Genomic DNA, 12672 nt, shown 5'->3' with positions numbered 1-12672 from the left:
CCTAGGCTGGCCGCCATGAGGTATGCCGTCAGCATCCCCCCGTTCGCCGACACCGCCACCGTGCTGGGGTTGGCCGTGGAGGCCGAACAGGCGGGGTGGGACGGAGTGTTCCTGTGGGACCACCTGCAGTGGAGCCACCCGGTCGAGGCCCACGACCCGTGGGTGCTGCTCGGCGCCGCGGCCGCGCGGACCGAGCGGGTGCTGCTGGGCACCCTGGTCACGCCGCTGTCGCGCCGCCGCCCGTGGGTCGTGGCCAAGCAGCTGATGACGCTGGATCACCTCAGCGGTGGCCGCGCCGTCCTCGGTGTCGGCCTCGGTGCGCCAGCAGACAAGGACTTCGCCGACCTGGGTGACGAGGCCGATCCCCGGGTGCGGGCGGCCATGCTCGACGAGGGGCTGGAGGTCATCGACCGGTTGTGGGCCGGTCCCACCGACTTCAGCGGCGAGCACTACGAGGTGCGGGCCGACTTCGTGCCGCGCCCCGTCCAACGGCCCCGGCCGCCGATCTGGGTCGCCGGAGTGATGCCGAACCTGCGTCCGTTGCGGCGCGCGCGGCGCTGGGACGGTGTGGTGCCCATCGGCTCCGGTGAGACGGCGCTGCCCGCCGAGCTCTCGGCATACCTGGCGCGGGTGGAGGAGCCCGCGCCCGCAGGCTGGGACGTCGTGGCCCACTGGGTCGACGGGGTCCCGCCGCAGGAGTATGCCGAGGCCGGCGCGACCTGGCTGGTGCTGTCGGCCAACCCGAAGACGGATGACGACTGGGTCGGGTCGATCCGTCGCAGGCTCAGTTGCTGACGGCTGCCGACCCGAGCAGCGCCTTGAGCTCCCCGAACAGCTCGGGGGAGGCGGTGACCCGCAGCGAGTCGTCCAGCCGCATCAGCACGGCCCGCCCCGGCTGCATCAGCTTCACGTGCACCTCTGTGGCGCCCGGGTGGGTGGCCAGCACCCCCCTGAGTTGCTGCGCCAGCCCGTCGGTCACCCGGGTCAGCGGCAGGCTCACGATCACCGGCCCGCGAGGGCCCTCCTTGATCTCCGGGAGGGTCAGGTCCTGGGCCAGGATCTCCGTGGTGTCCTCGCTCTTCTTCAACCGGCCCCGCAGCACGCAGACGGTGTCCGTGGCCAGCATCGTGGAAACCGTCAGGTAGGCCTTGGGGAAGAAGACGCACTCCACCGAGCCGTCCATGTCCTCCACCATGACCCGTGCGTACGGGTCGCCGTTCTTGGTGCGCTTGAGCTGCAGGCCGGTGATGAGACCGGCGATGGTGACGAACTCACCGTCCTGGGGACCGTCCTCCTGGAGCAACCGTCCGATGGAGGTGTCGGCGTGCTGGGACAGGATGTGCTCGATGCCGTTCAGCGGGTGATCGGAGACGTAGAGACCCAGCATCTCCCGCTCGAAGGCCAACAGCACCTGCTTGTCCCACTCGATCTCCGGCACCGGCGGCAGCGCGATCAGCTGGACACTGTCGTCCTCGTCGCCCATCCCGAAGCCACCAAAGAGACTGTCCTGACCGACCGCCTCCTGCTTCTTCTCCTCGGCCAGCGCGTCGACATACCGCTCGTGGATCGTCACCAGGCCCTGCCGGGTCTGCCCCAGCTCACCGAACGCGCCGCCCTTGATCAGCGACTCGATGGTCCGCTTGTTGCAGACCACGGCCGGGCACTTGCGCAGGAAGTCCTCGAAGGAGGTGAACTTGCCCTTCTCCTCGCGGGTGCGCACGATCGCCTCGACCACGTTGCGCCCCACGTTGCGGATGGCGGCCAGGCCGAACCGGATGTCGGTGCCGACCGCGGCGAAGTTCGCGACCGACTCGTTGACGTCCGGCGGCAGCACCGCGATGCGCATCCGACGGCACTCGTTGAGGTAGAGGGCCGTCTTGTCCTTGTCGTCCCGGACGCTAGTGAGCAGGGCGGCCATGTACTCCGCCGGGTAGTTCGCCTTGAGGTAGGCGGTCCAGTAGGACACCAGCCCGTATGCCGCGGTGTGCGCCTTGTTGAACGCGTAGTCGGAGAACGGCACGAGGACGTTCCACAACGCGGCGACGGAGGCCTCGTTGAAGCCCTGCTTCTTCATCCCCTCGCTGAACGGGATGTACTCGGCGTCGAGGACCTCCTTCTTCTTCTTGCCCATCGCCCGGCGGAGCAGGTCCGCGTTGCCGAGCGTGTAGCCCGCCAACTGCTGCGCGATGGCCATGACCTGCTCCTGGTACACGCAGTTCGACAGGACCAACCCGTTGGACACGAAGTTGTGGACGTCGTCGACCGTGATGTCGTAGACCGGCTCGGCGGCACCTTCGGTGATCTCCCGGACAGTCGTCCAGTCCAACGCGTCGGGATCCACGTCGATGTGGTCGGGCAATCCCACCGGTAGGGGTGAGCGGCTCCTCGCGGCTGCCCCGGCCTCACGCAGTACGCGGTCGATAGACTGCCGCTGCTGGGGTTGGCCACCCCGTGGTCGGGCGATCCGATCCGTCTCCGGGATGAGGTCGCCGGCGGGGATCCACCCCCGACAGGTCAGCACCTTGTGGTCGGCGGACAGCCGTAGCTCCTGACCCGACGCCGTCCGCACGGTCAGTACGGGCTTGGGCGGCATCTGCCACCAGTGGGTCACCCTGCGGCGGACGACGTCGCCGCGCGCGTCCACACCGAAGGTGAAGAACCCCTGCTCCACGCGATCAGCCAACTCGTCGACCCTGACGCGCTCTCCCGTGTCGGCGTCGGTGATCAACGTTTCCCCTGCGACGCAGAGGCCGTAGGTGTCGCCCAGGATCGGACCCAGCGCCGCCTCCATCTCCGGCTGCAACTTCCCCTTGAGTTGCGGGTCCAGCGGGGTGGTCTCCTGCTTGCCGTTCTTGCGCAGCGCGAAGTTGGTGTGGGCATTCACGCCCATCGGGCCGGGGCGGTAGAGCGCGAGCGCCGCCGAGATGTCCTCGAAGTTGTCCGGCTGCATCTGGCGCAGCAACTGGCGCATGCCGTTGCCGTCCAGCTGGAAGACGCCCAGGGTGTCGCCCCGTGACAGCAACTCGTAGGTGGCCTTGTCGGTCAGCTCCTTGGACAGGGCGTCCAGGTCGACGTCCTGGTCCCGGTTCATCCGCACGTTGGCGATGGCGTCGTCCAGGATGGTCAGGTTGCGCAGACCCAGGAAGTCCATCTTGACCAGCCCGAGCGTCTCGCACGTGGGGTAGTCGAACTGGGTGATGATCTGGCCGTCCTGGTCGCGGCGCATGATCGGGATGACGTCCATGAGGGGCTCGCTGGACATGATCACGCCGGCCGCGTGCACGCCCCACTGGCGCTTCAGCCCCTCCAGCCCCTTGGCCGTCTCGAAGACCTGGGCCGCCTCCTGGTCCGTCTGCAGCAGCTCGCGGAACTCACCGGCCTCGGCATACCGCGGGTGGCTCTCGTCGTGGATGGCCGACAGCGGGATGTCCTTGCCCATCACCGCCGGCGGCATCGCCTTGGTGAGCTTCTCCCCCATGGCGAACGGGAAGCCCATCACCCGGGCCGAGTCCTTCAGCGCCGCCTTGGCCTTGAGCGTGCCGTAGGTGACGATCATCGCCACGCGCTCGTCGCCGTACTTCTCGGTGACGTACTTGATGACCTCGCCGCGGCGCCGGTCGTCGAAGTCGACGTCGAAGTCGGGCATCGACATACGCTCGGGGTTGAGGAACCGCTCGAAGATCAGCCCGTGCGGGATGGGGTCGAGATCGGTGATGCCCATCGCGTAGGCGCACATCGAGCCGGCACCCGAGCCTCGCCCGGGGCCGACCCGGATGCCCTGCTGCTTGGCCCAGTTGATGAAGTCGGCGACGACGAGGAAGTATCCCGGGTAGCCCTTCCCAACGATCACCTCGGTCTCGTAGGCCGCCTGCTTGCTGGCGTAGTCGGGTACTCCCTCGGGGAAGCGCCGTCGCAGGCCGGACTCGACCTCCTTGATGAACCAGCTGGTCTCGTCCTCGCCCTCCGGGCAGGGGAAGCGCGGCATGTAGCGCCCCTCGCCCTCGGTGAACGAGACCTCGCACCGCTCGGCCACCAGCAGCGTGTTGTCACAGGCCTCCGGCAGCTCGCGCCACACCTCACGCATCTCGGCGGCGGTCTTGAGGTAGTAGCCGTCGCCGTCGAACTTGAACCGGTTCGGGTCCTGCAGCGTCGAGGCAGACTGCACGCACAGCAGCGCGGCGTGGCTCTTGGCGTCCTCCCGGTGGGTGTAGTGCAGGTCGTTCGTCGCCAACAACGGGAGGCCCAGGTCCTTGGCCAGTCTCAGCAGGTCCTGACGGGTCCGACGCTCGATGTCGATGCCGTGGTCCATCAGCTCGCAGTAGAAGTTCTCGGGTCCGAAGATGTCCCGCAGCTCCGCCGCGGCCTGCCGCGCCTCGGCATACTGCCCCAGCCGCAGGCGGGTCTGCACCTCGCCCGACGGGCACCCCGTGGTGGCGATCAGTCCCTGGCCGTAGGTCTCCAGCAGCTCGCGGTCCATCCGGGGCTTGAAGTAGTAGCCCTCGAGCGAGGCCAGGGAGGCGAGCCGGAACAGGTTGTGCATCCCGTTGTTGTTGCGGGCCAGCATCGTCATGTGCGTGTAGGCACCGCCACCGGAGACGTCGTCCCGCCCGCCGTCGGCGTACTTCACCCGGGTCTTGTCGGTCCGGTGGGTGCCCGGCGTGATGTAGGCCTCGAGGCCGATGATCGGCTTGACGTCATACTTCTTGCCGGTCCGCCAGAACTCGTGGGCACCGAAGATGAACCCGTGGTCGGTCGTGGCGATGGCCGGCATACCGAGCTCCGCCGCCCTGGCGAACATGTCCTCGATGCGCGCGGCACCGTCGAGCATCGAGTACTCCGTGTGGTTGTGCAGGTGCACGAAGTTCTGGTCCGGGGGCGGGGCGGTGACTGACATCGGGTCGATCATAGGTTGCCGCGGGGACAGTCCCGGCGAGCGGTCACAGGCTCCTCACGGCACCGCAGGCCAGGGGCCCGGGACGCCACCCCGGCGTGTCGGGAACGGCCGTCAGGACCAGCCCGGTCCCCCGCCGGGCCCGTCAGCCGAACCGCCCGCCACCGAACCCGCTGATTCCCTTGATCCGGGGGTCCTCCCCCTCCGCGTCAGCGTTCGTCGCGGCATCCGGTGGGGCCTGGAGGCCGACTTCCTGCGCCTCAGGGCTGTGCAGGAATCCGCTCAGCGCCGCGCTCGCCGACATCGTGCGCACGACGGCTCCCGCGGTCGCGGCCCCGTCGCCCTCCGGCGCCACGGCCCTGAGCAGTCGCTCCCGAACCTCCTCGTCGGCCTGCGCCGTGATGTCCTGAGATTCCGGCACCGTGGCCAGCGCGGCCGACAACTCTGCGATTCCACTCTCCGGCGCCCGGGCCTCCCCGACGCACCTGCGCAGCACCTCCAGCGGAGCGGTGCGCACCAGGTAGCGGTAGCGAGCCAGGTCCTCCGTGGCCCGGTCGACCGGTTCCTCGTCCTTGCCCTTCAGCTTGTCTAGCAGTCCCATGGCAGTCCCTCCTCGGTCCGGCCACGGTAGCGAAGCTCGCAGCGGCCCGCACGCGGTCGATCGGCGGGACCGGCGCCGGCCGGTGTCAGGCGCGGAGGACCGGGTCGTGGCCGGCCAGGGCCTCGGGGAGGCCGGCGACGCCGTCGGCACCGGTGGGGACGGTCAGGCTGGAGCCGACCAGGTCGTCCCCGATCGGCTCTGCGCGGCCGCCGAGGTGGGCGGCGAGGAAGCCCTCGGCGACGGCCGTGAAGGCCTTGTTGTTCTCGGGCCGGGCGAAGCCGTGGCCCTCGTCGGGGAAGAGGACGTAGGTGACCGGGATGTCCTTGTCCGTCATCGCCGTGACGATCTGGTCGCTCTCGGCCTGCTTGACCCGCGGGTCGTTGGCACCCTGCGCCGATGAGCAGCGGCCGCACGATCCGGTCGGCGTGGGTCAGCGGCGAGCCCTCGCACCAGCTGGGCGCGGCCCTCCTCGGTGCGCGGGTCGCCCGACCCGGCGGGCGAGTTGCTCGAAGAAGGCGGCCCAGTAGGGCGGCACCGTGGCCAGCAGGGTCTCCAGGTTGGACGGGCCCACGATGTCGACGCCGCAGGCGAACGTCTCGGGGGTCGACGGTGAGCCCGGCCAGGGTGGCGTATCCGCCATAGCTGCCGCCCATGATCCCGACCGTCTCGGCCCGGGTCACCCCGCGCGCCACCGCCCACTCGACGGCATCGATCAGGTCGTCGTGCATCGCGGCGCCCCATTGGCCGTCGCCGGCGTTCGTGAACTCCTTGCCGAAGCCGGTCGAGCCGCGGAAGTTGACCTGCAGCACTGCATAGCCGCGGTTGGTTAACCACTGCGTCCACCCGTCGTAGCCGTACCCGTCTCGGGCCCAGGGCCCGCCGTGGACCAGCAACACCATGGGCACCGGCTCCGCCGGCAGCCCTTCCGGGCCGCCTCCGGCCACGTGCGCCGGCACACTCAGGTAGCTCACCAGAGTCCGCCCGTCCCGGGCGGCGATCTCCACCGGGGACATCGGCACCAGCGGCGCACCCTCCAGGGCGGGCCGGCCCCGGAACAGTTCGGTCAGCTCGCCGCTGTCCCGGTCGTAGCGGAAGTAGACCAGCGGCGCCTCGGCCGCGGAGTAGGCCACCACCCAGCGCCGGTCGTCGAGGGTGCGGCTGGTGACCTCGGCCTCCCCCGGTCCGAGGTCCGCGAGACGCTCGAGGTCGGCCCGCACCGCCTCGTCCACGACCGCCCATTCCCGGCGCAGGTAGGTCACGCCCACGGCCTCCACCCGGCCGGTCCGGGGGTGGGCCAGCAGGTCGGCCACGTCGGCACGCTCGTCCTCGTGCACCAGGGTGCGCTGCCCGTCCGCGGTGGACACGGCATACAGGCCGGTGGTGTTCCGCCCCCGGGAGTCCAACAGGTACAGCGTCGACCCGTCCTCGGTCAGGGCGAGCGGTGCCGTGCTCATCGCGTCCTCGAACGGGATCAGGTCGGTGACCTCCCAGCCGTCGCCGACGCGGCTCAGCACGTCCATCCCGCCATCCGGTCGCGAGCGCAGCGCCGTCCGCATCGCGTAGTCGGCGTCGACGAGGTAGCCGGCGATCTCCTGCGTGTTCTCCTCCAGCAGGGTCCGCTCCCCGGTGGCCAGGTCGATCCGGTACAGGTCGTGCCACTGGGGGTCCCGGTCATTGATCCCGACGACCACGGCCCCGGGGTGGCGGTGGCTGACCTCGACGATCTGGGCCAGGGTGTCCTCGTACGGGGTCAGGTCCCGGGCCTGCTCGGGATCGCCGTCCACGTCGACCAGGTACAGGTGGTAGTCCTCGTCGCCACCGGTGTCCTGCTGGTAGAGGAGGACACCGGGCCGGTACGTCCACGTGTAGACCCGGACCCCTCGCCCCGTGTCCCGGGTCACCGCACGGGCCGCCGACAGGTCGTCGGCCGGGGCCACCCAGACGTTGAGCACGCCGTCGAGGGGCGCCACCCAGCTCAGGTACTGCCCGTCCGGGCTCAGCTGCACCAGGGCCCGCTCGGGGTTGCCGAACAGGGCGTCGCGCGGGATCAGGGCGGTGTCGTCCAGGGAGGCCATGGCCACAGAGTGACACAGCCGGTATGCCGTGGAGCCGGCAGGTGCGGGCGCCCGAGCCCCCCGGGTCGGGTCAGGACCCGATGGTCGCGAGCGCGTGCCGCAAATCGTCGGGGTACGGGGAGTCGAACTCGACGTACTCCCCGCTTCCGGGGTGCTCGAACCCCAGCTTCACCGCGTGCAGCCACTGGCGCTCCAGCCCCAGCCGCTTCGCCAGGGCAGGGTCGGCGCCGTAGGTGAGGTCCCCGGCACACGGGTGCCGCAGGGCCGAGAAGTGCACCCGGATCTGGTGCGTCCTGCCGGTCTCCAGGTGCACCTCCAGGAGGCTAGCCGACCGGTAGGCCTCCAGCAGCGTGTAGTGCGTGATCGAGTGCCGCCCGGAGGTCATCACGGCGAACCGGTAGTCGTGCCCCGGGTGCCGCCCGATCGGGGCGTCGATCGTGCCCTCGTGCGGGTCGGGCAACCCCTGGACCAGCGTGTGGTAGGTCTTGTCCACCACCCGGTCCCGGAAGGCCTGCTTGAGGATCGTGTAGGCGCGCTCGGACTTGGCGACGACCATCAGCCCGCTGGTGCCGACGTCGAGACGTTGCACGATGCCCTGCCGCTCCGGCGCACCGGAGGTGGAGATGCGGTAGCCGGCCGCGGCCAGCCCCCCGACGACGGTGGGTCCGGTCCAGCCGACGCTGGGGTGCGCGGCCACGAAGGCAGGCTTGTCGACCACCACCATCTCGGTGTCGTCGTGCACGATGCGCATGCCCGGGACCGGCTCGGCACGCACCTGGAGCTCCTCAGCCACCCGGACGGGTGGGAGGCTCACCTCCAGCCAGGCCCCGGCCTGGACCCGCTCGGACTTGCCCACGACGGCACCGTCCACCGTGACATGCCCCTCCGCGGCCAGGTCCGCGGCACGACTGCGGGACAGCCCCAGCATCCGGGCGATGGCAGAGTCGACCCGCTCCCCCTCCAATCCCTCCGGGACCGGGAGAGCGCGGACCTCAGTCATCGGAGTCACCGCCGGCCTCGTCCGGCTCCTCGCGGTGCTTGCCGGCGCGGCTGCCGTCCGGGCCCACGCCGCGCAGCGCCTGCCACCCGATGAGCACCGCGGCGGACGTGATGCCGATGTCCGCGACGTTGAAGATCGGGAAGTTGGGCAGCGCGAGGAAGTCCACGACGTGCCCCTGGCCGAAGCTCGGCTGGCGGAACAGCCGGTCGATCAGGTTGCCGGTGGCCCCGCCCAGGAGCAGCGCCAGACCCCAGGCCCAGCCCACGCTGCCCAGTCGCCGGGCCGACCAGATGATGTAGGTAACCACGGACACGGCCAGGATGGTGAGCAGCCCGGTCGCCCCGGTCGCCATCGAGAACGCCGCCCCCGAGTTGTAGATCAGGCGCAACTGCAACAGTTCGCCGACCAGCGGCACGGGCGCACCCAGGGTGAGGTGTTGCTCGGCGAGGTACTTGGTGAGCTGGTCGAGCGCGACCCAGACGGCGGCCACCCCGAGCACCAGCCAGAAGAGCCGTGGCCGGTGGCTCGGTGGCGCACCGGCCCCCACGGCAGGGTCGGGTCCGGTGCTCAGCGTCTTTCCTGCTTCTGTTTGCATGTCATGCACAGGGTCGCACGGGGGAACGCCATCAGCCGCATCTTGCCCACCGGGTTGCCGCAGGACTCGCAGAGCCCGTAGTCCTCACTGTCGATCCGGTCCAGCGCGTGGGTGGTCTGCTCGAGCAGGTCCCGCGCGTTGGCGGTCAGCGACATCTCGTGTTCCCGTTCCCAGGTGGCGGATCCGGCATCCGCCTGGTCGTCCCCCGCGCCCTCACCGGAGTCGCGCATCAACTCCGACAGCTCCGCCTCGGCCTCGTCGACCTCCGCCCGCAGCCGCTGCTGGTCTGCCTCCAGCTCCCCTCTGACCTCGGCCAGCTCGGCCTCGGTCCACGGGTCCTCGTCCTCAAGCACGGGCAGGTGCTCAAGCACTTTCCGTGACCCCGCCTTCTTGGCCATGTGACCCCTTCATCGTCGTGGCGCGCCTCCCGCAGCGCACCATGTCGCCGCAGGATAGGTGAGGATCCTACCTGCAACGACAGCGGGGTGGCGGGGCCCGGAGCGGCGGCGCCCACCCCAGGTGGAGGTGGGCGCCGCGGACTCTACTGAGCGGCGTCCGGGATGCCGTCCCCGTCGCGATCCAGAATGTTGAGCTGCTCACCGATGAAGGAGCGCATCCGACCCCGGTAGTCACGCTCGAAGGCGGTGAGCTCCTCGATCTTGGTTGCGGCCGCGCTGCGCTTGGACTCCAGGTCGGCGAGCACCGAACTGCGCTCCTCGTTGGCCCGGGTCACCAGGTCATCGTGCTGGGTCTGCCCGGTCGAGACCAGCTCGTCGTGCTGCTCCTGCCCGGTCCGCACCAGCTCGTCGTGCTGCTCCTGCCCGGTCCGCACCAGCTCGTCGTGCTGCTCCTGCCCGGTCCGCACCAGCTCGTCGTGCTGCTCCTGCCCGGTCCGCACCAGCTCGTCGTGGGTGCCCTGGCCCTGCTCGACGAGCTCCTTGGCACGCGTGTCGGCCTCACCGACGACCCGGTCGCGGTACTCGTTGCCCTCGGTGACCAAACGCTCCTTGGTGCTGACGCCCTCCCGGACGTGGTCGTCGTGCAGACGCTGTGCCAGCGCGATGATCGACGTCGGGTCCTCGCCGGCAGCCGGGGAGGACACCGAAGCGGCGGTGCCGCCGGCCGCGAAGGCCGCCACGGCCTGTCCCGACTCGCTTTCGCCGTCCTCGGTGGCGTCATCCTCGTCGGTGTCGTCGCCGGTGCCCTGCACACCCCGCTCGTCGCTGCCACCGGTGAGCCCACCGTCGGCGTCCACGTCGATCGCGTCGCCGTCCTGGGCGGCGGCGAAGGTCTCCTCGGCGGGTGCCGCGTCGTCGGCGGGCGTCTCGGCGCGGGCCTCCTCGACCTGGCTGCGCAGCGACTCCAGCTCGGCCTCGAGGCTGTCGCGCTCCTGGCGCAGGTCGGCGAGGTCGTCCTCGCTCAGCTCGGGCACCGCAGCGGCGGCCGGCACGGCCTCGCCACCGGCGGCCTTGTCCGTGCCCGCCTCGGGGTAGCCCTTGCTCGCACGGCAGTCGGCCAGCTGGGTGCTGAGCTCCTCGTTCTCGGCGATCAGCCGGCGCAGCTCGATGACGACGTCGTCGAGGAAGTCGTCGACTTCCCGCTCGTCGTAGCCGCGCCGGAGGTGCGCGGCCTTGAAACTCTTCTTGATGACATCTTCGGGTGTGAGCGCCATGTCTACCTCGATCCGGGGTTGATCACCGCCGGTCGCTCACGAATCGACCTGCGGAACTGCGGGCATTGCACTGACAACCAGTCACCTTAGCGACCCGGGTTGCGCAGGCCAAAGGGTTCAGAAGGGGAGTTGCGCGGCGAAGCTGCGGCCGATGCTCACGGCCAGGATGAGCACGAGGAAGCCGAGGTCGAGCGCGACGTTGCCCAGCCGCAGCGGCGGGATGACCTTGCGCAGGGCGCGCAGCGGCGGATCGGTGAGCGAGTAGATCCCCTCGGCCAGCACGAGCAACGGCCCCTTGGGGCGCCAGTCGCGGGAGAACACCTGGATCCAGTCGAAGACGAGCCGGCCGATGAGCACGATGAAGTAGAGGAAGAGCAGGAAGCTCAGGGTCGAGCCGACGATGTTGGTGTCCATTACGGTCCAGTATCGCAGGCCGCGGCACGGCGACGGTCATCGCCATGCCGCGGGGTGTGCGGGTGGGTGCGCCCGGCTCAGCGCCGGGAACGGTGGGCTGTCAACTCTGGTTGAACAGGGGCTGCTGGGAGCGTCCCGACTCGCTCGGACCGCCGTCGACCTCCACGTGGGCGGGTGACAGGAGGAACACCTTGCTGGTCACGCGCTCGATCGAGCCGTGCAGGCCGAAGGCCAGGCCGGCGGCGAAGTCGACCAGCCGCTTGGCGTCGTTGTCGGCCATCTCGGTGAGGTTCATGATGACCGGCACGCCGTCGCGGAAGGACTCGCCGATGTCCTTCGCCTCGTTGTAGGTGCGCGGGTGGATCGTGGTGATCCTGGTCAACTCGGTCACCTCCGGCTGGCGGACGACACGGGCCACCGGCGTGCGCTGCGGCAACTGGGTCACCTCGGCGTTGCGGCGCGGCTTGTCCTCGCGCTCGCGCTCGGGCTCCGGGGCGGCCGCGGGACGGTCGTCGTAGTCCTCGTAGTCGTCGTAGCGCTCCTCGGCTTCCTGCAGCCCGAGGTACTCCATGGTCTTTCGCAGCGCCCCAGCCATGTCGTGAGCTCCTTGATGCCGTGCGTGTACGTGGTCGCAGTCGACGCTACCGGGGTGCGGGGCGTGATCCCAGGATTGCGCTGCCGACACGCAGGTGTGTCGCGCCGTGCGCCACGGCGGACTCCAGGTCGCCGCTCATCCCCGCGGAGACGAGGTCGGCGCCGGGGACGACCTCCTGGATCTGCCGGGACACCTCGGCCAGCCGGGCGAACGCGGCACGCGTGCCCTCCTCGGGCAGCCCGGGCGGGGCGACGGCCATGACTCCGCGCAGTCGCAACCCTTCGGCAGCTGCCGCCCGCTCCGCGAGGGCCCCCGCGTCGTGCGGCAGCACGCCGCCGCGTCCGGCCCGCTCCCCCTCCTCCAGGTCGACCTGGAGGAGGACCTCGAGGTATGCCGTCCGCTCGCCGGCGTCGATCGCCGCACCGACGGCCCGGTCGAGGGCGGTGACCAGGCGGGCCCGGTCCACCGAGTGGACGACGTCGGCGTAGCGGGCGACGGACCGTGCCTTGTTGGTCTGCAACTGCCCGACGAAGTGGACCCGCAGGTCCCGGGCCACCTCCTCCGGCAGCTCGGCCACCTTGCTGGCTGCCTCCTGGTCGCGGTTCTCACCGATGTCCCGCACACCGAGGGCCACCAGGTGCTCGACGTCCGAGGCGGGGAAGAACTTGGTGACCACGACCAGGGTGACCTCGGCGGGGTCTCGGCCGGCGGCCGTGCAGGCGGTCTCGATCCGGGTGCGGGTCGCGGCCAGGCTCGCCGCGAGTTCGGCACGGCGGTCGGCGACAGCCTCCGTGGGAGCGGTCGGGGTGCCGGTCACGGGGCAGCGACC

Annotated in this window: 11 protein-coding genes; 1 reads left to right on the top strand and 10 read right to left on the bottom strand. The window is 70.4% G+C overall.

Annotated elements, in window-relative coordinates; translation table 11 throughout:
- Window positions 1-15 precede the first annotated feature (15 nt).
- Window positions 16-795, top strand: coding sequence for an LLM class flavin-dependent oxidoreductase (locus AC1QRC_RS09190; protein WP_484206465.1), 780 nt, complete (start codon window positions 16-18; stop codon window positions 793-795).
- On the opposite strand, the gene dnaE is transcribed toward AC1QRC_RS09190, so the two are convergent.
- The 10 genes from dnaE to AC1QRC_RS09140 all read right to left on the bottom strand — a co-directional run bounded on the left by dnaE (window position 785) and on the right by AC1QRC_RS09140 (window position 12660).
- Window positions 785-4894 carry a DNA polymerase III subunit alpha gene (dnaE, locus tag AC1QRC_RS09185; protein ID WP_484206464.1) on the bottom strand — a complete coding sequence of 1370 codons (4110 nt, stop codon included), beginning with the start codon at window positions 4892-4894 and terminating at the stop codon, window positions 785-787. The genes AC1QRC_RS09190 and dnaE overlap by 11 nt on opposite strands.
- 142 nt (window positions 4895-5036) lie before the next feature.
- Entirely contained in the window at window positions 5037-5492 is a 456-nt protein-coding gene (locus tag AC1QRC_RS09180) for a hypothetical protein (protein WP_484206463.1), read from the bottom strand.
- Complete coding sequence (locus tag AC1QRC_RS09175) at window positions 5480-7567, bottom strand: S9 family peptidase (RefSeq protein WP_484206462.1); 2088 nt, start codon at window positions 7565-7567, stop codon at window positions 5480-5482. The genes AC1QRC_RS09180 and AC1QRC_RS09175 overlap by 13 nt, the downstream gene beginning before the upstream one ends.
- Window positions 7568-7637: 70 nt before the next feature.
- Window positions 7638-8567 carry an RluA family pseudouridine synthase gene (locus tag AC1QRC_RS09170; RefSeq protein ID WP_484206461.1) on the bottom strand — a complete coding sequence of 310 codons (930 nt, stop codon included), beginning with the start codon at window positions 8565-8567 and terminating at the stop codon, window positions 7638-7640.
- Window positions 8560-9162 (bottom strand): signal peptidase II, encoded by a 603-nt coding sequence (lspA, locus tag AC1QRC_RS09165; protein WP_484206460.1) that lies wholly within the window; start codon window positions 9160-9162, stop codon window positions 8560-8562. The genes AC1QRC_RS09170 and lspA overlap by 8 nt, the downstream gene beginning before the upstream one ends.
- Window positions 9135-9560: a TraR/DksA family transcriptional regulator gene (locus tag AC1QRC_RS09160; RefSeq protein ID WP_484206459.1), complete on the bottom strand. Its 426-nt coding sequence runs from the start codon at window positions 9558-9560 to the stop codon at window positions 9135-9137. Before AC1QRC_RS09160 ends, lspA begins: the two co-directional genes overlap by 28 nt.
- A gap of 143 nt (window positions 9561-9703) precedes the next feature.
- Window positions 9704-10834 carry a DivIVA domain-containing protein gene (locus tag AC1QRC_RS09155; RefSeq protein WP_484206458.1) on the bottom strand — a complete coding sequence of 377 codons (1131 nt, stop codon included), beginning with the start codon at window positions 10832-10834 and terminating at the stop codon, window positions 9704-9706.
- Between the two features lie 117 nt (window positions 10835-10951).
- Entirely contained in the window at window positions 10952-11248 is a 297-nt protein-coding gene (locus tag AC1QRC_RS09150) for a YggT family protein (RefSeq protein WP_484206457.1), read from the bottom strand.
- Between the two features lie 100 nt (window positions 11249-11348).
- Window positions 11349-11843: a cell division protein SepF gene (locus AC1QRC_RS09145; protein ID WP_484206456.1), complete on the bottom strand. Its 495-nt coding sequence runs from the start codon at window positions 11841-11843 to the stop codon at window positions 11349-11351.
- A gap of 46 nt (window positions 11844-11889) precedes the next feature.
- Complete coding sequence (locus AC1QRC_RS09140; RefSeq protein WP_484206455.1) at window positions 11890-12660, bottom strand: YggS family pyridoxal phosphate-dependent enzyme; 771 nt, start codon at window positions 12658-12660, stop codon at window positions 11890-11892.
- Window positions 12661-12672 lie beyond the last annotated feature (12 nt).

Source organism: Ornithinicoccus sp. (assembly GCF_057176825.1).
Note: the sequence above shows the minus strand (reverse complement) of the source record. Positions and strands in the feature narration are given on the sequence as shown.